Annotated in this window: 18 protein-coding genes; 10 read left to right on the forward strand and 8 right to left on the reverse strand. The window is 72.9% G+C overall.

The genetic code is table 11. The features are described 5' to 3' along the window. The 7 genes from TR50_RS16650 to TR50_RS16680 all read left to right on the forward strand — a co-directional run. The coding region (locus TR50_RS16650) for an alpha/beta hydrolase fold domain-containing protein (protein WP_152648437.1) at window positions 1-422 on the forward strand (422 nt) is incomplete at its 5' end. Window positions 423-479: 57 nt separating this feature from the next. Continuing rightward, a complete protein-coding gene (locus tag TR50_RS16655) occupies window positions 480-896 on the forward strand; it encodes an HIT family protein (protein ID WP_042421470.1) in 417 nt (138 codons plus the stop codon). Window positions 897-1006: 110 nt separating this feature from the next. Continuing rightward, window positions 1007-2392 carry a GH1 family beta-glucosidase gene (locus tag TR50_RS16660; RefSeq protein WP_042421472.1) on the forward strand — a complete coding sequence of 462 codons (1386 nt, stop codon included), beginning with the start codon at window positions 1007-1009 and terminating at the stop codon, window positions 2390-2392. 174 nt (window positions 2393-2566) lie between these two features. Further along, entirely contained in the window at window positions 2567-3841 is a 1275-nt protein-coding gene (locus TR50_RS16665; RefSeq protein WP_042421475.1) for an MFS transporter, read from the forward strand. A gap of 36 nt (window positions 3842-3877) precedes the next feature. Next, window positions 3878-4432: a DUF421 domain-containing protein gene (locus TR50_RS16670; RefSeq protein WP_042421476.1), complete on the forward strand. Its 555-nt coding sequence runs from the start codon at window positions 3878-3880 to the stop codon at window positions 4430-4432. Between the two features lie 100 nt (window positions 4433-4532). Then, a complete protein-coding gene (locus TR50_RS16675) occupies window positions 4533-5240 on the forward strand; it encodes an SDR family NAD(P)-dependent oxidoreductase (RefSeq protein ID WP_042421478.1) in 708 nt (235 codons plus the stop codon). A gap of 49 nt (window positions 5241-5289) precedes the next feature. Continuing rightward, on the forward strand, window positions 5290-5925 hold the full coding sequence (locus TR50_RS16680) for a TetR/AcrR family transcriptional regulator (protein ID WP_052441048.1): 636 nt from the start codon (window positions 5290-5292) through the stop codon (window positions 5923-5925). Window positions 5926-6224: 299 nt separating this feature from the next. On the opposite strand, the gene TR50_RS16685 is transcribed toward TR50_RS16680, so the two are convergent. Continuing rightward, window positions 6225-7178, reverse strand: a complete 954-nt coding sequence (locus TR50_RS16685; protein ID WP_042421480.1) for a GlxA family transcriptional regulator — start codon at window positions 7176-7178, stop codon at window positions 6225-6227. A 93-nt stretch (window positions 7179-7271) separates the two neighbouring features. Here TR50_RS16685 and TR50_RS46730 point away from each other — a divergent pair, with 93 nt between their 5' ends. Both TR50_RS46730 and TR50_RS16690 read left to right on the forward strand, forming a co-directional pair. Next, the gene (locus TR50_RS46730; protein ID WP_160311121.1) at window positions 7272-7442 is read left to right on the forward strand and encodes a hypothetical protein; all 171 of its coding nucleotides are present in this window, start codon (window positions 7272-7274) and stop codon (window positions 7440-7442) included. A 225-nt stretch (window positions 7443-7667) separates the two neighbouring features. Further along, on the forward strand, window positions 7668-9506 hold the full coding sequence (locus TR50_RS16690) for an ABC transporter ATP-binding protein (RefSeq protein WP_084700438.1): 1839 nt from the start codon (window positions 7668-7670) through the stop codon (window positions 9504-9506). A 54-nt stretch (window positions 9507-9560) separates the two neighbouring features. Here TR50_RS16690 and TR50_RS16695 read toward each other — a convergent pair whose 3' ends face one another. The 7 genes from TR50_RS16695 to TR50_RS16725 all read right to left on the reverse strand — a co-directional run bounded on the left by TR50_RS16695 (window position 9561) and on the right by TR50_RS16725 (window position 19889). Next, window positions 9561-11006, reverse strand: coding sequence for a glyceraldehyde-3-phosphate dehydrogenase (locus TR50_RS16695; protein WP_042421484.1), 1446 nt, complete (start codon window positions 11004-11006; stop codon window positions 9561-9563). Window positions 11007-11229: 223 nt separating this feature from the next. Beyond that, window positions 11230-14124 (reverse strand): penicillin acylase family protein, encoded by a 2895-nt coding sequence (locus tag TR50_RS16700; protein ID WP_042421486.1) that lies wholly within the window; start codon window positions 14122-14124, stop codon window positions 11230-11232. A gap of 119 nt (window positions 14125-14243) precedes the next feature. Beyond that, window positions 14244-15584 carry a diaminopimelate decarboxylase gene (lysA, locus tag TR50_RS16705; RefSeq protein WP_042421489.1) on the reverse strand — a complete coding sequence of 447 codons (1341 nt, stop codon included), beginning with the start codon at window positions 15582-15584 and terminating at the stop codon, window positions 14244-14246. Window positions 15585-15597: 13 nt separating this feature from the next. Continuing rightward, window positions 15598-16218: an SAV_915 family protein gene (locus tag TR50_RS50085; RefSeq protein ID WP_063775087.1), complete on the reverse strand. Its 621-nt coding sequence runs from the start codon at window positions 16216-16218 to the stop codon at window positions 15598-15600. A gap of 186 nt (window positions 16219-16404) precedes the next feature. Next, entirely contained in the window at window positions 16405-17055 is a 651-nt protein-coding gene (locus TR50_RS16715) for a pyridoxamine 5'-phosphate oxidase family protein (RefSeq protein WP_042421491.1), read from the reverse strand. A 268-nt stretch (window positions 17056-17323) separates the two neighbouring features. Next, window positions 17324-18178, reverse strand: a complete 855-nt coding sequence (locus TR50_RS16720; RefSeq protein ID WP_063775088.1) for a TIGR03084 family metal-binding protein — start codon at window positions 18176-18178, stop codon at window positions 17324-17326. Window positions 18179-18341: 163 nt separating this feature from the next. After that, window positions 18342-19889: a long-chain-fatty-acid--CoA ligase gene (locus TR50_RS16725; protein ID WP_042421494.1), complete on the reverse strand. Its 1548-nt coding sequence runs from the start codon at window positions 19887-19889 to the stop codon at window positions 18342-18344. Window positions 19890-20026: 137 nt separating this feature from the next. Between TR50_RS16725 and TR50_RS16730 the strand changes: the two genes are divergently transcribed. Then, entirely contained in the window at window positions 20027-20683 is a 657-nt protein-coding gene (locus TR50_RS16730; protein WP_042421608.1) for a dienelactone hydrolase family protein, read from the forward strand. Window positions 20684-20749: the final 66 nt, after the last annotated feature.

A 20749-nucleotide genomic window follows, 5' to 3' on the forward strand; every position in this document is an offset into this window, starting at 1 on the left:
GCGTGGTGCTGGTCTACCCCGTCCTCGACGCACTGCCCGACACCGCCGACACCGCCGGCACCCCCGACGCCGGCTCGTCGGTGACGCGGTTCGCGACGGGCTACTTCCACACCGCCGCCCACCAGCGCTGGTACTGGCAGCAGTACCTCGGTCCGGACGGCGATCCGCGCCACCCCCTCGCCTCCCCCGGCCGCGCGCCTGACCTCTCCGGCCTGCCGCCGACCCTCGTGGTGCTGGCCGACTGCGACCTCCTGCGCGACGAGGGTCTGCGCTACGCCCGCCGCCTCGGCGCGGCGGGCGTCCGCGTCCAGGTCCACCTGCATCCAGGGGTCTTCCACGGCTTCCTCGGCTGCCTCGGCGCCCTCCCCGCGGCGGATGACGCCCTCGACGCCCTCGCCCACTGGATCACCCGCACCCGTTGACGCCGCTCCCCCGCGCGCCTGCTTGGGTGCGGGGCGGCGGCAGCCTTGAATCGGCGGATGGAGTGCTTGTTCTGCGCGGTGGCGGCGGGCGAGGTCGACGTGCCCACCGTCTTCGCGGACGACGTGGCCGTCGCCTTCCTCGACCACCGGCCGCTCTTCCCCGGCCACGTCCTGGTGATCCCGCGCCGACACGTGCCGACCCTGACGGACCTGCGGACGGAGGAGGTCGGGCCCTACTTCGAGCGGGTGCGGCGGATCACCGTGGCGGTCGAGCGGGGCATGGCGGCCAAGGGCAGCTTCGTGGCGACCAACAACCGGGTCAGCCAGTCGGTGCCGCATCTGCACGTCCACGTGGTGCCGCGCAATCCGAAGGACGGCCTGCGCGGGTTCTTCTGGCCGCGCACCCGGTACGCGAGCCCGGAGGAGGCAGCCGCGACGGCGGCGCGGATCCGCGAGGCGCTCGACGAGGACTGAGCCCCACCGTCGACACCGTCGACGACGACGCACCATTGACACGCGGTCGAGCGGAGCCCAGACTACGCCCACAAACATGAGTTAGTCTCACGTTATTGGAAGTGGTGCGCATGGTGAACCGGTCCGCCGATCCGACCACCCCCCTCCCCCGGTTCCCGGCCGACTTCGTCTGGGGAGCCTCCACCGCGGCCTACCAGATCGAGGGCGCGGCGGAGGAGGACGGCAAGGGACCGTCGATCTGGGACGCCTTCGTGCGGCGGCCCGGCGCGGTCCGCGACGGCCACACCGGCGCGACCGCCTGCGACCACTACCACCGCTTCGGCGAGGACGTCGCGCTGATGCGGCGGCTCGGACTGGACGCGTACCGCTTCTCGGTCTCGTGGCCCCGCGTTCTGCCGAGCGGCACGGGGCGCGTCGAGCCGCGCGGCCTGGACTTCTACGACCGCCTCGTCGACGCCCTGCTGGACGCCGGGATCGAGCCGACGCCGACGCTGTTCCACTGGGACCTGCCGCAGGCCCTGGAGGACCAGGGCGGCTGGATGTCCCGGGACACCGCCTACCGCCTCGGCGAGTACGCGGCCGTGGTCGCCGAGCGGCTCGGCGACCGGGTCCGGCGCTGGATCACGCTCAACGAGCCCTTCGTGCACATGTCCTTCGGCTACGGCTTCGGGGTGCACGCTCCCGGACGGGCCCTGCTGCTGGGCGCCGTGCCGGTGGCGCACCACCAACTCCTCGGCCACGGGCTCGCGGTGGCGGCGATCCGGGCGGCCGCCGGACCGGACGGCACGCAGGTGCTGATCGCCAACAACTGCTCCCCCGTACGGCTCCGGCCCGACGCGGCCTCCGAGGCGGACCGGCTGGCGGCCGACGCCTACGACACGCTGCACAACCGCCTCTTCAACGACCCGCTGCTGACCGGGAGTTACCCCGACCTGTCGGTCTACGGCCTGAGCGACCCCAGCTGGGGCGGGATCGTGCGCGACGAGGACCTGAAGGTGATCGCCGCTCCGCTGGACGGGCTGGGGATCAACTACTACAACCCGTCCTGGATCACCGCCCCCGCCGATCCCGCCTCGGGCCTGCCCTTCGACCTCGTCGAACCCCAGGAGACCTACCGCCGCACCGCCTTCGACTGGCCGGTGGTCCCCGACGGGCTCACCGACCTGCTGCTGGGCCTGAAGGCCCGGTACGGCGAGGCGCTGCCGCCCGTCTGGATCACGGAGAACGGGTGCAGCGAACCCGCCGGACTGGACGACGCCGCCCGCGTCGACTACCTCGCCGGGCACGTCGACGCGGTCGCCCGGGCCCGTGCGCAAGGGGTGGACGTGCGCGGCTACTTCACCTGGTCGCTGCTCGACAACTTCGAGTGGGCGGAGGGCTACCACCAGCGGTTCGGCCTGGTGGAGGTCGACTTCGCCACCCAGGCCCGCACCCCGCGGGCGAGCTTCGAGTGGTACCGCGCCCTGATCGCCGCCCAGAAGCCGCAGAAGTCCTGAGGCCCACCCGCTCGTCCCCTCTGCTCGTCCCCTCTGCTCGACTCCCTGCACGCGTCTCTGCTCGTCCCCTCTGCTCGACCCCTCGCCGGTCCACCCGTCGCGGGATATCGTCGCCGGACCCTCGGCACTCCCCCCACCAGGCACCACCAGGCCCCCAGGTACGAAGGAGCCGCCATGCGCCAGGCCGTCCGACAGGACCAGGAGGACGCCAGAGACGGCGACGCCGTCCTCGCCGAGCCCACCGTGCCGGTCCGGCCCGGCTGGACGGCGGACCTCTCGCTGGCCACGCTCGCGGTCTTCATGGCGTTCATGACGCCGATCCAGATCCTGCTGCCGCTGCAACTGGAGCACATCGACCCGCACCACAAGAGCGCCGCCCTGTCGCTGGTCACCGGCCTCGGCGCGCTGGTCGCGGTGCTGGCCAACCCGTTGGCGGGCGCGCTGTCGGACCGGACCACGAGCCGGTTCGGCCGCCGCCGCCCCTGGATCCTCGGCGGCGCGCTGGCCGGGGCGGCCGGCCTGGCCCTCACCGCCTCCCAGCACACCGTCGCCGGGGTCGCCGTCGGCTGGTGCCTCGGCCAGGCCGGCCTCAACGCCATGCTGGCCGGGGTCACCACCCCGATCGCCGACCGGGTGCCGCTCGCGCAGCGCGCCCAGGTCTCCGGCTGGACCGGCATCATGCAGTCCTTCGGCCTGGTCCTCGGCGCACTGATCACCACCCTGCTGGTCACCGGCGTCTGGTCTGGCTACGGCACCCTGGCCGTGGTCACCGTCGTGCTCGCGCTCCCGTTCGTGCTGCGGCGCGACGAACCCGTGCTGCCGCGCGCCCTGCGACCCGCCTTCGACGCGCGGGCCTTCGCCCGCTCGTTCTGGGTCAGCCCCAAGGAGCACCCCGACTTCGGCTGGGCCTGGCTCACCCGCTTCCTGATCAACCTCGGCAACGCGCTCGGCACGCTCTACCTCTTCTACTTCCTCTCCGACGCCGTCCACTACGGCGACCCCGGCACGGGCGTGCTGATCCTCACGGTCGTCTACACGCTCTTCGCCGCGCTCACCGCGATCCCGGTCGGGGCGCTCTCGGACCGGATCGGACGCCGCAAGGGCTTCGTCGTGCTGTGCTCGCTCGTCATGGCAGCCGCGGCGCTGCTGCTGGCCCTGCTGCACACCTGGCCCGCCGCCCTCGCGGCCGCCGCCGTCCTCGGTGCCGGCTACGGCGTCTACCTCGCCGTCGACCAGGCCCTGGTCACCCAGGTGCTCCCGGAGGCGCGCGACCGCGCCAAGGACCTGGGTGTCATCAACATCGCCAACTCCGGCCCCCAGGTCCTCGCTCCGGCGATCGCCGCGCCCGTCATCGCCCACCTCGGCGGCTACACCGGCCTCTACCTCGCCACCGCCGTCGTCACCGTCCTCGGCGGCGTCCTGGTCCGGCGGGTGCGCGGCGTGGCCTAGTGCGACCCCCGTCGTGGGGTCCCTACAGTGGCCGGGATGTGGAACGACATGTTCATCGCGGGCATCTCCTACGGCGAGAAGGCCGCGCGCACGATCATCGTCTACCTGGCCCTGCTGGTCATGCTGCGGATCGTCGGCAAGCGCGGGCTCGCGCAACTGAACACCTTCGACCTCGTCGTGATGCTGCTGCTGTCCAACGTCGTCCAGAACGCCGTCATCGGCAACGACAACTCCGTCAGCGGCGGCCTGTTCGGCGCGGCCGTGCTGCTGCTGACGGACGCGGTGCTGGTGCGGCAGGGTGCGCGCTGGCCCTGGTTCTCCCGGCTGCTGGAGGGCACCCCGACGGTGCTCGCCGAGGACGGGGTGCTGAACCTGCCGGCGATGCGCCGGCAGGGGATCTCGCGCGGGGACGTGGCGCTGGCCGTGCACACCCAGGGCGGGGACGGCATCGACGAGACCGAGCTCGTGCAGTTGGAGCCGAGCGGCTCGGTCCTGGTACGGCTGCGCCTGGGCGACCAGTTCGCCGACAAGGACGACGTGGCCGCGCTGCGCGTCGTGCTGGAACGCATCGAGGCCCGGCTCCCCGGGTGACCGACCGTCCAAGTAACCAACTGTTGACTTGTGCCCGGTTCGGCGTAGGCTTGTAACTATCCAGTTAGATACAAGTGCCCCCTCCAGGACGTGAGAACCCATGACGACGACCCTCATCACCGGAGCCAACAAGGGCCTGGGCCGGGAGACCGCACGCCGCCTCCTCGCCGAGGGCCACACCGTCTACGTCGGCGCCCGCGACGCCGAGCGGGGACGCCGGACCGCCGAGGAGCTCGGCGCCCGCTTCGTGCATCTGGACGTCACCGACGCGCAGTCCGTGGCCGCGGCAGCCAAGACGATCGAGGCCGAGGGCGGGCTCGACGTGCTGGTCAACAACGCCGGCGTCGAGGGGCGCCTGCCCGACGGCGGCATCGTCGGCGCGGCGGACGAGACGGCGGAGTCGATGCGGGCGCTGTTCGAGACCAACGTCTTCGGGCTGGTCCAGGTCACCCACGCGTTCCTGCCGCTGCTGCGGCGCTCGGCCGCGCCGGTCGTGGTGAACCTCAGCAGCGGCCTGTCGCGCACCTCCGCCCTCGCGGACCCGACGCACCCGACCGCCTTCTACCCCGGCGTCGCCTACCCCGCCTCGAAGGCGGCGGTCAACATGGTCACCGTGCAGTTCGCCAAGGCGTTCCCCGAGATCCGGATCAACGCCGTCGAGCCCGGCTACACGCGCACCGACCTCAACCACAACACCGGCACCCAGACCGTCGAGGAGGGTGCGGAGATCATCGTCCGGATGGCCCTGGTCGGCCCGGACGGCCCGACGGGCACCTTCGGTGACGTCAACGGTCCGCTCTCCTGGTGAGCCGCGCATGAGCCGCAAGGGCCCGAACGCCTTCGATAGGGTGCGGGCCATGCCGTCCGACTCCCCCACGCCACCCGCCGCGAGCGCGCCCGCGGCGGCGCGCGGTACGCGCCCGCGTGACGCCGAGGCGACGAAGGCGCTGCTGCTGCGCGCGGCCACGGAGGAGTTCGCCCAGCACGGCTTCGCCGGCGCCCGCATCGACCGCATCGCGGAGCGGGCGGGCGCGAACAAGCGCCTGCTGTACGTCTACTTCGGCGACAAGCAGGCCCTCTTCGACGCGGTCGTGGCCGACCAGGCGGCCGCGGTGTTCCGCGCCGCGCCGATGGACGACGGGGACCTCGTCGCCTTCGCCGCCGCCCGCTTCGACTACGTGCTCGCCAACCCCGAGGCGGGCCGGATCGCCGCCTGGCGCGCGTTCGAGCAGCTCGACGCCGGCGACGCCGAGGTGGCCAACTTCCGCTCCCGGGTGGACACGGTCGCCGCCGCCCAGCGCGCGGGCCGCGTGCGCGGGGACCTCCCGGCGATCGACCTGTTCGCCATCGTCCTGCGGATGACCGACAGTTGGCTCTCCGCCCCGCCCGCACTGCGCGCGGTCAGCGCGACGCCGGCACTCTCCGCGGAGCGCCTGCGCGAGCACCGCTCCGCGCTGCTGGCCGCCGTGCGCGGTGTCGTGCGGCCGCAATAGGTCGCTTCGCGGATCATCCGCAAACTGACGAGCTCGTTAGGCGGCGCTCTCCACCGTCGCCGCCTCCCGCACCGCGGACCTCGCCCGGACGGGCCTCGGCGCGGAGGCCGCGCTGACGGGCGACTTCCGCCTCGCCTTCGAGGTCGGCGCGGCTCTGCTCCTGGCCGCCATCGCCGTCACCTGCGCACTTCCGCGCCGCCACCGACCCGCCACCGCGCCGACCGGGGCGGCTGAGCCCGCCCAGCCGGCCGAGCCGGCCGCGGCCGCCCCGGCTCGAACGACGGCGGGCTGACGCCGCGTCACCGCGCCTGGGCGAAGCTCCTGCGGTAGTCCGCCGGGGCGACGCCCACCGCGCGGCGGAAGTGGTGGCGCAGCATCGCCGCCGTGGCGAAGCCGCAGGCGCGGGCGACCTCCTCGATGCCCATCGGGGTCTGCTCCAGCAGCCTGCGGGCGTGCAGGATGCGCTGACCGGAGAGCCAGCGGTGCGGGGTGGTGCCGGTCTCGGCGACGAAGCGACGGGCGAAGGTGCGCTCGGACATGTGGGCCTGGCGGGCCAGGTCGGCCACGCTGTGCTCGCGGTCCAGCCGCTCGGAGAGCCAGGCGAGCAGCGGATCCAGAGAGTCCGCACAGAACTCGGGCACCGGCTGGACGATGAACTGCCGCTGCCCGCCGTCACGTTGGGGCGGCACGACCATGCGCCGCGCGATCGCCGTGGCAGCCTCCGAGCCGACCTCCCGGCGGACCAGGTGCAGCGCGGCGTCGATGCCGGCGGCGGTGCCGGCGCTGGTGATGATGTCGCCGTCGTCGACGTAGAGGACGTCCGGGTCGAGGCGGGCCAGCGGGAAGCGGGCGGCGAACTCCTCGGCGTGACGCCAGTGCGTGGTGCAGGGGCGGCCGTCGAGCAGGCCCGCCGCGCCGAGCGCGAACGCGCCGCTGCAGACGGTCAGCAGTTGGGCCCCGCGCTCGTGCGCGGCGCGCAGGGCGTCGATCAGCTCGGCCGGGTAGACACCCCGGATCTGGTAGGCGGGGACGCCGACGAGGTCCGCCTCCAGCAGCGCGTCGAAGCCGTACTCGGTGGTCATGCTCGTGCCGACGGTGGTGCGGACCGGCGTGCCGGGCCGGGGCGAGCAGACCCGGAAGTCGAAGGGAGGCACCCCGTCCTCGGTCCGGTCGATGCCGAAGACCTCGGCCAGCACGCCGAACTCGAAGGGGGCGAAATCGTCGATCAGGGCGACGGCCACGGTGCGCAGCATGCGCCCATGGTACGTCGCCCTTGGCAGGATATCGACGGGTAGGGTCTTCCCTGCCACTGGTGGCAGTATGTCGACGAGCGCAGGATTCATGCCATGGGAATTCTGACGCTCGCCCTCCTCCTCGCCCTCGTCGTCCTCGGCCTTGAGCGCAACGCGCGCCGTGCGCGCCGCCGGCCCCCCACCGCCTCCGGCACGACGCAGCCCCACGAGCGCCGCGACCGCGACGCCGAGCGCCTCCTCGACGAGCTGCGCTCGCGGGGGTAACCGGGCACGGGGAGCCGGGGGCGCGCGATCGCCGCGCGATCACGGCGCAAACTCACCCATCCGGGGAAAAAGGCTTGGACGGTGCGGACCGGCACACGGAAGACTGCTCTACCCGACATCTCCTCCGTACCCGCACGGACGCTCCGTCACCACCCCCTGGCCCGACGCAGCGTGGCTCCGCCGTGCGCACGCCCAGCACCGACGACCACTCTCCGAGGACATGGGATGCCCACACCCCCGACACCCGAGGAACGACCGCAGCGCGGCGCGGTACTCCTCGCCCTTCGTCACTACGGCCGGGAGATGGTCCGGCTCAGACGCATGACACTGCCCGCGATGCTCGCGCCCGCACTGGGCAATATCGGGATCTCCTACATCGCCCCGCTGATCGTCGCCAAGCTCGTGGCCCGGATCGCCGACGACCCCGGCAAGGACCTGACCACGGCGGCGCTGATGCCGTACGTGCTCGGGTTCGCTGGGGTGCTGCTGGTGTCCGAGGTGTTCTGGCGGATCGGCATCCACTGCCTGAACCGGGTGGACGGCCACGGCATCGAGCAGCTCTACGTCGTCGGGATGGACGAGCTGTTCGCCAAGGACGCCGCCTTCTTCCACGACAACTTCGCCGGGTCGCTGACCAAGCGGGTGCTGAGCTTCGCCTCCCGCTTCGAGGACTTCGTCGACACGCTGACCTTCAACGTGGTCGGCAGCCTGGTGCCGCTGGTCTTCGGCTCGATCGTGCTGTGGACCTACCAGCCGTGGCTGGTCGTGGTGCTGCTGGCGATGATCGCGCTCACGGCGCTGGTCGTGGCGCCGCTGATCCGGCGTCGGCAGGAGCTGGTGAACGAGCGCGAGGCGGCCATCGCCCGGGTCTCGGGGCACGTCGCCGACAGCCTGATGAACATGGACACCGTCCGCGCCTTCGCCGCCGAGGACCGCGAGGCGGCCGAGCACCGCTCGCGCGTCGCGGAGTCCAGGCGTCGCTCGCTGCGCTCCTGGGACTACGGCAACCTCCACATCGACACCCTCGTCGCGCCGATGTCGGTGCTCACCAACGCGGCGGGTCTGCTGCTCGCGGTGCTCCTGGCCGCGAAGGGCAACGGGGTGGAGGCGGTCGTGGTCGCCTTCACCTACTTCTCCAACGCCACGCGGATCATGTTCGAGTTCAACCAGATCTACCGACGCCTGGAGAGCTCGATGACGGAGGCCGCGCAGTTCACCGAGCTGCTGATGTCCCCGCCCACCGTGCTCGACGTGCCGGAGCCGGAGCCGCTGCGGCCCCGCGGCGCGGACGTCCGCTTCGACCGGGTGGTGTTCACCCACGGCGGCAAGGACACGCCGCTCTTCGACGGCCTCGACCTGGCCGTCGCGGGCGGCGAGAAGATCGGCCTGGTCGGCCGCTCGGGCGGCGGCAAGACGACGCTGACCCGGCTGCTGCTGCGGATGACGGACATCGAGGCCGGCCGCATCCTGGTCGGCGGCCAGGACATCAGCCGGCTGCGCCAGGCCGACCTGCGCAGCCTGATCTCCTACGTGCCGCAGGACCCGGCGATGTTCCACCGCACCCTGCGGGCCAACATCGCCTTCGCCCGGCCCGAGGCCACGGAGGCCGAGATCCGTCTCGCGGCCGAGGCCGCCCACGTCACCGAGTTCGCGGACGGCCTGCCGGACGGCTTCGACACCATGGTCGGCGAGCGCGGCGTCAAGCTCTCCGGCGGCCAGCGCCAGCGGGTCGCGCTCGCCCGCGCGATCCTGCGCGACGCGCCGATCCTGCTGCTCGACGAGGCGACCAGCGCGCTGGACTCGGAGAGCGAGGTGCTGGTCCAGGAGGCGCTGTGGCGTCTGATGGAGGGCCGCACGGCCCTGGTGGTCGCGCACCGGCTGAGCACCGTGGCCGGGATGGACCGCCTGGTCGTCCTGGACCGCGGCCGGATCCTGGAGCAGGGCAGCCACCAGGAGCTGCTCGCCGCGGAGGGCGCCTACGCCAAGCTGTGGCAGCACCAGTCCGGGGGCTTCCTGAAGGAGCACAGCCTGGACGACGCGGAGGAGAGCCCTCAGCTCGCCTGAGACGGGACCGGCCCCGCACCCTGACCAGGGTGCGGGGCCGGCTCGCTGCGACGATCAGACCGCCGGGGCCGGGAAGGTCGGGTACTCGACGCCCGAGACGTGCTGGACGACGCGGACGACCTGGCAGGAGTAGCCGAACTCGTTGTCGTACCACAGGTAGAGGATGGCGTTGTCGCCCTCGACCTTGGTGGCGCCGGCGTCGACGATCGACGCGTGGCGCGAGCCGACGAAGTCCATCGAGACCGCGTCGGGCGCCGTGGTGAAGTCGATCTGGCGGCGCAGCGACGAGGTCAGCGACACCTCGCGCAGGTAGTCCAGGACCTCCTCGCGGGAGGTCTCGGTGGCCAGCTGCAGGTTCAGGATGGCGATCGAGACGTCCGGGACGGGGACGCGGATCGAGCTGCCGGTGATCTTCGCCTTGAGGTCCGGCAGGGCCTTCGCGACGGCGGAGGCGGCGCCGGTCTCGGTGATGACCATGTTGAGCGGCGCGGAACGGCCACGACGCTCGGCCTTGTGGAAGTTGTCCAGCAGGTTCTGGTCGTTGGTGAACGAGTGGACGGTCTCCACGTGGCCGCGCAGCACGCCGAACTTGTCCTCCATCGCCTTCAGCGGCGGGACGATCGCGTTCGTGGTGCAGGAGGCGCAGGAGATGATCTGCTCGTCCGGCTTGATGGTGTCGTGGTTGACGCCGTGGACGATGTTCGGGACGTCGCCCTTGCCCGGCGCGGTCAGCACGACCTTGGCGATGCCGGGCCGCAGGTGCTTGGACAGCCCCTCGCGGTCGCGCCAGCGGCCGGTGTTGTCGATCAGGATGGCGTCGTCGATGCCGTACTGCGTGTAGTCGACCGAGGACGGGTCGTCCGAGTAGATGACCTTGATCTCGTTGCCGTTGGCGACGATCGTGTTGTTGGCCTCGTCGACGGTGATCGAGCCGTTGAACTGGCCGTGGATCGAGTCGCGACGCAGCAGCGAGGCGCGCTTGACGAGGTCGTCGGCCGCACCCTTGCGGACGACGATCGCGCGCAGGCGCAGGCCGTTGCCGGAGCCGGCCTTCTCCACCAGCAGGCGGGCCAGCAGGCGGCCGATCCGGCCGAAGCCGTACAGCACGACGTCGCGGGCCTCGCGACGCTCCAGCTTGTTGGCGCCGGTGGCACCGTCGACGGCCTCGGCGGTGAACGCCTCGACCGTCAGGCCGCGGTCGTCGGCCTTGTACTGCTCAGCCAGGATGCCGAGGTCGATCTGGGACGGGCCGAGGTCGAGCGTGGTGAGCGCCTGGAGGAACGGCATCGTCTCGGTGACCGAGAGCTCCTCGCCGGCGATCTGGCGCGCGAAGCGGTGGGTCTTGAGGATGCTGACCACCGACTTGTTCACCAGGGAGCGGCTGTGCAGCAGGACGTTGACGTCCTTCTCCCGGTGCAGTCGGCCGATGATCGGAATCATCGACTCCGCGATCTCCTCGCGGTTCATCCAGTCCGTGAACACGTCGTCGTTGACAGTCACAAATTCATCTTTCGCGGTATTCGAGCCGGGCGACGCCCCTCATGCTATCTTCCGCCCGCACAGCTCAGCCCCCCGGCCCGACGTGAGCTATGCCGCAGTCGGGACACGCCTCAGGGGCGCGAGGAACTGCGCGAGCAACCACCGAGATGCCGATGGCCCTGCTCGTTCGGCGACTCACCACCCAGGGTGGCTTGTCGCGCAGTTCCTCGCGCCCCTGATGCGCCTACCGGTGGGACGTGTACTGAACGACCTGCTGGTAGGTGGGTCGGTTCTGCCAGTTGCTGTTCGAGTCGGTGATCCCGCCCAGCGCGCGCTGGACGATCGAGTCGGCGCACCACTGGTCGCCGGCGGAGCAGGTGTCGTCGGCCGGGTAGACCGTGGCGGCGGACTCCGCCGCGGCCTGCTGGAGGGTGGTGAGCAGCATCTGCCGGCAGGCGGACAGGTTGCCGCCGCCGCAGTAGGGCTGGGCGAGGGCGTCGGCGGGGTGCTGACCCAGAACCGCCCGGAGGTCCAGGTTCACGTAGGACCACCAGCCGAACTGGAACGAGGACCCCTTGTGCGGGATGGACTCGTTCGCGTCGACCGGGCCGGTGCTCGGACCGGTCTGGCCGCCGGACGGGGATTCGTTGATCTGCAGGGCGCCGATCATCGCGTTGAAGAGGTCGGAGCCCATGCCGGACTGGAACTCGCCCTGCACCAGCAGCGGCCACCAGGCGTCGAAGGTCTGGATCGCGGACGCGTCGGCGTAGGTGTGGCTGCCGGCCGAGGTCTCCCTGCGCTGGGCGCCGTCGGAGAGCCAGCCCTGGAGCTGGTTGACCAGGGCGGCCTGGCCCGGGTCGCTCACCGGGGAGCTGTCGATCACGGCGAGCAGCTGGGGCAGCACGTCCTCGCCGCGCAGGTCGGTGAGGCCGGCCGACTCCATCGCCTGGACCAGCGTCGCCCGCGTCACCTTGGGCCCGGACGCGGCGGCGGCCGTGACCAGCGCCTTCACCCGGCTGTCGAGCATGTTGGCCCGGTGCACCGGGCCGTCGCCGAAGTTGGCCGAGGCGAAGCCGGGGGCCTGCTTGTTGTTCCAGGAGACGTAGTAGTCCTGGTCGACGCTCTGCGGGTGCTGGGCGGGCGGGGTGTAGTCGGCCGTCCAGGTCGTCGGGTTCCAGTTCTGCCAGGCGTACGCCGGGTCGGCCCACTCCGGCAGGTCGGCCGCCACGTCGGCGGGACGTACGGGGTTGCGGCCGGAGTTGTAGTAGGCGGTGTGCGCGTCGTCGACGTAGAACCAGTTGAAGGTCAGGTCGATGTGCTGCGCCGCCTGCTGGAAGGTCTGCGGGGAGTTCACCGCGGTCGGGTCGTTGAGCATCTGGAAGCCGATGATCGAGTCGGCCTCGTGCATGTAGGTCGACCGCAGCGAGGTGTAGGCGACGGGCACCCCGCCGACCGTGGCCCGCGCGGTGACCAGCCCGTAGGCGGTGCGGTACATGATGAGTCTGTACGAGCCCGCGGGGGTGCTGTCGGCCGTGGTCGGGCTCCAGGAGTCGTCGCGCTCCAGCGCCGTCAGCGGCGTGCAGACGCCGCTCAGCAGGTACGCCATCGAGTCCTTGGTGGCCGGGCTGCCGTCGGTGTTGCAGAGCTTGACGGCGTAGACGTCGTCGATGTCCTGGCCGGCGCTGGTGGCGCTCCAGGAGTAGTCCGGGCCGCGCCCGAGCTCGACGTAGAAGCTCAGGCCCGCGAAGGCCGCGCCGCGGGCGCTGATGCCGGGCCCCTGGATCTCCTCCAGCATCAGCAGCTGCGGCGCGAAGTAGCCGGTCTGCGGGCCGAAGACGGCGACGGGGTGGCCGTCGTCGGTGTACTTGCCGGAGACGACCAGGGCGTTGGACATGCCGTGCTTGGCGGTCAGCAGGTTGCCGGGCAGCACGCCCTTGTCGAACACGCCCACCAGCGGCCGGAGCTTGGCCGGGGCCTTCTTGGCCACGGCGGCGTCGGTGGTCCGGCTCGCGGTCCTCGCCGCCCTGGAGGCGGCGGTCGTGGCGGACGCCGTCGAGCCGGTCGGGTCGAAGATCAGCTGCTGCTGGGTGAGCGAGCCCGGGTCGGGCATCGCGAGACCCTGCGGCGAGGCCGGGTCCTGGCCGTAGGAGAAGCTCTGACCGTCGTGCACGGTGGTCACCGCGCTCTGGGCTTCGCTCTCCCGGAACGAGTTCCACACCTGGTCGCCCTGCGTGGTCCCGTACTTGGCGTCGGCGGCCTCCTTGACCAGCGCCGACTGCACCTGGTTGCCGCCGCCGCTGCCGAAGAGCGCGCCGATGACGGAGGAGAGCGCGACCAGGTCGGTCAGCTTGAACGGCTGGATCGAACCCGCGTTGGTGATCGCGTTGATCTGCCCCGTCAGGTCGTACTCCCCCGGGAACGTACGGGAGTTGTACGCCGAGGTGATGTAGGCGTTGATGCCGTCGATGTACGCCTGCGCGTCGGCGAGCGCCTGCTGCCCGCGCGGGCCCTCGTTGGCGACGGAGTCGATCTGCTCCTGGAGTTCCGCCTCGGTGTAGGGGGCAGCCTGCCAGAAGCTCTGCTCCAGCTGCCGGTTGGCGGCCGCGCCGCCCGCGAAGCTGCTCAGCTCGCCGCGTCCGACGTGCCGGAACAGGTCCATCACCCAGAGCCGGTCCTGCGCGGCGGCGTATCCGGCGCCGAACTCGGTGCCGTAGCGGGTGGTCCCGGTGATGTGCGGAGTGCCGGTCGCCTTGTCGCGCACGATGGTGACGTCGCTGCGCGGGCTGATGCTGCTCTCCACCTGGTTGGCGGGGACGCCGAAGGAGGAGTTGTCGAAGTAGGTGGAGAGCGCCGAGTCGGTCAGCCCGGTGTAGCCGTCCACCAGCGAGCTGTACGGCCCGAGTTGGTCGTCGGTGTGGGCGGGCCGGGTGCCGAAGACCTTGTTCGCGAGGATGTCGGCGAGGGTGGCGTTGCCGTTCTCCCCCGGGGGCAGGATGTCGTTGCACTGCCCCCCGCAGTAGTCCTGGACCGCCGCGGCGACGCGCGGTGGGGAGGCGGCGGCAGGCAGAGCGAGGCTGGTCACCGTGACGAGAGCGGCGGCGCCTGCCGCCGCTCTCAGCCACTGGGTGAGTCGACGCATGGGGGTACGCCTTCCTGGCAGAGGGATCGTCAGCTGACGATACGTTAGTTACCCTCGCGTTAGGAAGATGTACGAGCCATGCCATCTCTTGCTGGAACTTGCCGCAGAATCCCGACAGTTCACAGCCCGACGTCGCGGCTGCGGACGTCGGCCAGCGACTCGCGGCGGACCAGCAGCCGCGCGGTTCCGCCGGTCACGGCCACCACCGGCGGACGGCCGACGAGGTTGTACCCGGAGGCCATCGACAGGTGGTAGGCCCCCGACGCCGGGACCGCCAGCAGGTCGCCGGGCCGGATGTCGGCCGGGAGTTCCACGCCGGAGGCGAGCACGTCGCCCGCCTCGCAGTGCCGGCCCACGACCTGCACCGGGCGCAGTTCCGCGCTCGCGGCGCGGCCGACCAGGCGCGGGGCGTAGCGCACGCCGTACAGGGCCGGGCGGGGGTTGTCGCTCATGCCACCGTCGACGGCGACGAAGGTGTGGCGGCCGTTGTGCTTGACGGTGAGGACGCGGTAGAGCGCGACGCCGGCCGGGCCGGCGATGGCGCGGCCGGGCTCCAGCAGCAGCCGGGGCTCGGGGAGGTCCACCGTCGCGCAGGCGGACCGCAGTTCGGCGCGGACCCGGGCGGCCAGCGCCCGGACGTCCAGGGCCTCCTCGCCGGGCCGGTAGGCGATGGCGTGGCCGCCGCCGAGGTCCAGTTCGGGCAGGACCACGCCGTGGGCCTGCCGGGTGCCGTGCATCAGGGCGACCATGCGCCGCACGGCCTGGAGGTAGGGCTTGGCGCTGTCGATCTGCGAGCCGAGGTGGCAGTGCAGGCCCGCCAGCTCCAGCCGGGGCTGCTCCAGCACCCGGGCGATCGCCAGCTGCGCGGTGCCGTCGGTGCTGGAGAGCCCGAACTTCTGGTCCACCGTGCCGGTGCGCACCGCCGGGTGCGCGCCGGCCGCGATGCCCGGCGCGATCCGCAGCAGCACCCGCTGCCGTGCCCCGTACGGCACCAGCGCCGCGATGCGCGCGATCTCGGCCACCCCGTCGATGACGATGCGCCCCACGCCCAGGCGCAGCGCGGCCTCCAGCTCGTCCGGGCTCTTGGCGTTGCCGTGCAGCACCATGTGCTCGGCCGGGAACCCGGTGGTCACGGCCAGCTCCAGCTCGCCGCGGGAGCACACGTCCAGCCCCAGGCCCTCCTCCTCCACCCAGTGCGCCATGGCCCGGCACAGGAACGCTTTCGCCGCGTAGTGGATCTCCGCCTCCGGGAACGCCTCCCGGTAGGCGCGGCAGCGCGCCCGCACCTCGTCCTCGTCGACCAGGTAGACCGGGGTGCCGAAACGCTCGGCGGCCTCGGCGAGCGAGACGCCGCCCACCGTCAGGTCCCCGTCCGCGGCGGGCCGCGTCGACGCGGGCCACACCGGAAGCCAGGGCGCGTCCGCCTCGGGGAGGCGGGGAGGGAGCAGTGTGGTCGTCATCCGGGCCGCCCCCTCAGCGTCCGGAGCCGGCGGCGACGGGCTCGGCGGTCCTCGCGCCGGGCGAGCGCGGAGCGCCTGGGGCGCCCGCGGGCGTCGAGGTGCCCGCGACGATCGAGGTGCCCGCGAGGCCCTGAGCCGCCGCGGCGTCTGCGGCGCCGATACCGCCCGGGACGCCGGCGGCGCCTGCTGCGCCCGCGGCGGGCTCGGCGGGCTCGGCGGGCTCGGCGAGCGGGGCGTCCCCGGGGTGGCCGAGGGCCGCAGGCGCATGCGCGGCCGCCACGCCCGGGGCGTCCGGCGCGGGGTGCGCCCGCCACGGGTGCCAGCCGTCGGGGCCGTGCAGCGCGGCCGCGGGTGCGGCGGCCAGCTGCGGATCGACGGTGAGCCCGGGGACGCCGAGCGCGTCGGCCATGGCCCGCAGCGCGGGCTCGGCGATCTCCACCGCGGCCTGGTCGGGGCCGAGCACCGCGGCGAGCTGTCGCCTGCTGGTGAAGCCGACCGCCGTCCGCTCGCCCAGCGGCGTCCGGAACAGCCGCAGCACCTCCCCCGCCGGGCCCGACCGGACCGGAACCAGCAGCAGTCCGACCGGGACGCCCCTCGTGGGCTCCGGGTCCTCGCCGTCCAGGTACCGAGTCATGTCCTGCATCCTTCCGACGCGCGTGAGCGTGACCAGTCGTCAGCCACCGGTCCGCCGCCTCGAACGACGCCGCGAGGCCGGTGCGCCTTCGACGCTAAACCGGTCGTTCCCGCTGCTCACGGGCCGAAGGCCGCTCCTGACGCGTTCCTGACGCCCTCCCCCGGATTGTTGACGCGCGGGTAAGGCTCAGCGCTCCTGGAAGGCCGCGATGTGGGACGGCAGGGCGATGCCCTCGGCCAGGTCGGGGGCCGGGACGGGGGCGCCGAAGACCGGGCGGATCGGCACGTTGCCCGCCCACAGGCCCAGCTCCGCGTCCGGACCGTCCCCGTCCTCGGGCGGACCGGCGGCGATCTTGACGGACGCCTCGGCGAGGTCCAGCGCCAGCAACGCGGTGGCGGCGAGCTCCTTGCGGTTGGGCTGCCGCGCGTACTCCCACTGACCGGGGGCGCACTGCTCGGTGAGCACGCGCAGGCCCTCCAGCTTCTCCTCGTCCTCGACCAGCCGCGGGGTGCCGTAGATCATCGCGCAGCGGTAGTTGATCCCGTGCTCGAACACGGAGCGGGCCAGGCTCAGGCCGTCCACATGGGTGACGGTGACGCAGACCTCGGCCGCGGGGTCCTGTCGCAGGCTGCGGCTGGCGACGGAGCCGTGGAAGTACAGGGTGTCGGCGGTGGCGCCGTAGCAGGTGGGCACGACCATCGGGACGCCGTCGACGACCACGCCGAGGTGGCAGACGAACCCGGCCGCCAGCACCGCGTCCAGGTCCTCCTTGCGGGTGCTGCCGTTCTCCCGCATCCGCCGATGGCGCGTCCGGTCCGTGACTGCGATTTCTGACATATCGAGCCCTCTCAGGCAACCGTTTTCGTCCCGCGCTCGCGGTTGTGGCACTGAATCCGCACCACCTACCGGCAACCGTAGACGAACGCCCGAGCTCCGCGCTACGCCCGGTCGGCGGCCGGCGGGCCGAAGACGAGGTCGTCGGCCCGCTCGCCCCAGACCCGGGCGGCCTGCCGGCGCAGGGCCTCGCGGACGAAGCCCACGCGCAGCATCGACGCCTCCTCGGGGCACCTTCGAGGCCACGCTACGCGGGTTGCGCAGGACTGTCTCAGGGGCTGTCGCCGGGGCGAACGGCGGCGGGGCGAACGGCGGCGGGGCGAACGGCGGCGGTGCCGGTGCGGGTCCCGTCGGCTGCCCGCCCCTTGCCGGGCGGTCCGGCGAAGGCCTGCGCGATCCGCAGCCAGGCGGCGGCGTCGGGGCCGACCGCGAGCAGCCCCGTCTCGCGGTGGTCGCGGCGCTGGGTGACGACGAGGCAGAAGTCGAGGGCGTCCCCGCTCACCCGCTGCTGTGCGCCCTCCGGCCCGAAGGCCCACAGTTCACCCGCAGGCCCCCGCAGCTCGACGCGGAACTCGGCGGCGGGCGGGGTGAGTCCGTGCACGCCGAAGGCGAAGTCGCGGGTGCGGACGCCGAGTCGGGCGATGTGGCGCAGCCGCCCGGTGGGCTCGGGCGCGAGGCCGAGCACCGCGCGGACGTCGAGCCCGTGCGCCCACGTCTCCATCAGCCGGGCGGTGGCCATGGACGCGACGCTCATCGGCGGCCCGTACCACGGGAACCGCGCGCCCGGCTCGGCCTCGGCCAAGGCGTCGGCGAGGGCGGCGCGTCCCGCGCGCCACTCGGCGAGGAGCTGCGCGGCGGGCTTGCGGGCCTGCTCGCGCGCGCCGGCGTCGACGAAGTCCTCGCCTACCGCGAGAGCGCGTCGCAGCTCCTCGGGGAAGGCCTGCGGGGTGCGGACCGAGACCAGCGCCTTCCCGTCCGTCCAGGCCAGATGGCCGATCTGGTGCGCCACCGTCCAGCCTGCGGCGGGGGTCGGCGCGGCCCAGTCGAGATCGTCCCGGGCGGCCAGGTCGTCGAGCGCTTGCGATTCGGCGTACAGGTCCGCGAGGACCGGCGCGGCGTCCACCACGTCGTCGCCTCCCTTCGGCGTCCCCAGCGACGATGGCACCGCGCCGGGGACAAATCAACGGGGCCCCAGTGCCTCTCCCAGGGGGTCGCAGGCATCCCGGTAGGCCCTGCGCGTCGGGCGGCGGCGGACGGCCCCGATCCGTCGGTCCCTGCCGGGTGGGCTGCTACGCCTCGGCGTAGCGCTCGCGCAGCACCCGCTTGAGGATCTTGCCGGTCGGATTGCGCGGCAGCTCCTCCAGGAAGAGGACGATGCGGGGCTTCTTGTACGAGGCGATCCGCTCCCGGGTGAAGGCGATCAGCTCCGCCGGGCTCACCTCGCCCGCCTCCGGCCGCAGCACGACCGCGGCGGTGACCGCCTCGCCCCAGCGCTCGTCGGGCGTGCCGAAGACGGCCACGTCCAGGACGGCCGGATGCTCCGCGAGGGCGGCCTCCACCTCGACCGGGTAGACGTTCTCCCCACCGGTGATCACCATGTCCTTGATCCGGTCGGTGATGAACAGGTAGCCCTCCTCGTCGAGGTAGCCCGCGTCGCCGGTGCGCAGCCAGCCGTCGACGGTGAACAGGCGGGCGTTCTCCTCGGGGCGGCGCCAGTAGCCCGGCGTGAGGTAGTGGGAGCGGGTGCAGATCTCGCCGACCGCGCCGGTCGGCAGCGGCTCGCCGGTGAGCGGGTCGGCGACGCGGACCTCGACGTCCGGGCGGGTGTTCCCGGCGGAGCGCAGCAGATGGGCCCGGGGCCCGTCGGGGTCGTGGTCCTCCGGCAGCAGCCGGGTGGCGCTGCCGGCCGTCTCGGTCTGGCCGTAGATCTGCAGGAAGCCGCAGCCGAACACCTCCATGGAGCGCCGCAGCAGCACGGGCGTGATCGGCGAGGCGCCGTAGGCGATCAGCCGCAGCGCCGAGAAGTCGCGGGCGGCGATGTCCGGCAGCGAGGTGAGCATGTGCAGCACCGCCGGGACGAAGAAGGCGTGGCTGATCCGCCGCCGCTCGATCAGCTCGACGACGCGCTGCGGGACCAGGTCCGGAACGGTGACGGTGTGCGCGCCCGCCACGAGCGCCTGGACCAGCCAGCCCGCCCCGGCGATGTGGAAGAACGGCATCGCGTTCATGCTCACCGCGTGCTGGTCCCAGCCCAGTTCACGCACGATGTGCTCGCCCGCGTCGAGGTTGCCGAGCGTGATCCGGACGCCCTTCGGCTGACCGGTCGTGCCGGAGGTGTAGAGCTGGAGGCAGACGGTGTCTGCCTCGCCCGCGCCGCCGCCCCCGGGATCCCGGTCGGACGCGGCGGCCAGCAGGGCCTCGTAGCCGAGTTCGTCGGAGCCGGGCGGGCCGTCGACGACGACGGGCGCCTTGGGCAGCACGGCGCGTATCGCCCGCGCGCCGGGCAGGAACTCCTCCTGGGTGATCACGGCCGCGAACTCGGCGTCCCGCGCGACTGCCGCCAACTCGGGCTCCGCCAACCGCCAGTTGAGCGGCGTCGCGACCAGTCGGGCCTTGGCGCAGGCCAGCAGGAGCTCGGCCGTCAGCACCCCGGGCCGGGCCAGGACGCCGACGCGCGCGCCCGGCGGCAGCCCCCGGCCGAGCAGCGCCTGGGCGAGACGGTTGCTGCGCGCGTCCAGCTCCGCGTATCCGACGGTCCGTCCGTCCTCGGTGACGGCGGGCGCGTCGGGGCGTCGCGCGGCGTGGTCGCGTACGGCATCGGGCAGGTACGAACCCATGCGGGTCCCCCATCGTCGTCGGCGGAGCACAGCGTGGCAGGGGTGGACGGCGGAGCGGCGGCACTGCGGAGTAGGAGCGTCGCACGCGGCGCGGCGCGCGCGGAACCCGTCGGGCGGCCCGTTCCGCATCGGCGATGATGGACGGGCACCCGTCCAGCCTGCGAAGGAAGCCGTCCGTGGCCCAGATCGTCCTCTTCCACTCCGCCTACGGCCTGCGCCCGGCCGTCCACGCCGCTGCGGAGCGCCTGCGCGCCGCCGGGCACGTCGTCCACACCCCGGACCTCTACGACGGCCGGACCTTCGAGGACGTCGAGTCGGGCCTGGCCTACCGGGACGAGATCACCCGCGACGAGCTGCTGCGCCGCGCGGTCGCGTCGGTCGCCCCGCTGCTGGCCTCCGAGGGACCGGGCCTGGTGTACGCGGGCTTCTCCCTCGGCGGCGCCGTCGCCCAGAACCTCGCCCTCGCCGACGAGCGCGCCCGCGGCCTGCTGCTCCTGCACGGCACCTCCGACATCCCGGAGGACGCGGCCACCTCCATCCCGGTCCAGCTCCACGTGGCCGAGCCGGACGTCTACGAGACGGAGGACTGGCTCAACGCCTGGTACCTGCGGATGACCCGCGCGGGCGCGGACACCGAGATCCACCGCTACCGCGGCGCGGGCCACCTCTACACCGACCCCGACCTCCCCGACTACGACGCGGAGGCGGCGGAGCGGACCTGGGCCGTGGCCCTGGACCTTCTCGCCGAGCTGGACGAGCTCGACGAACCGGACGTGCAGGACGCGCAGGACTGAGGCCCGACCCGGCGAGGGCGGGGGCACGTCGTCGCGCGGGTGATCGTTGTGCCTACGATGCCTGGG

The organism is Streptacidiphilus anmyonensis, from assembly GCF_000787855.1.
Lineage (GTDB): Bacteria > Actinomycetota > Actinomycetes > Streptomycetales > Streptomycetaceae > Streptacidiphilus > Streptacidiphilus anmyonensis.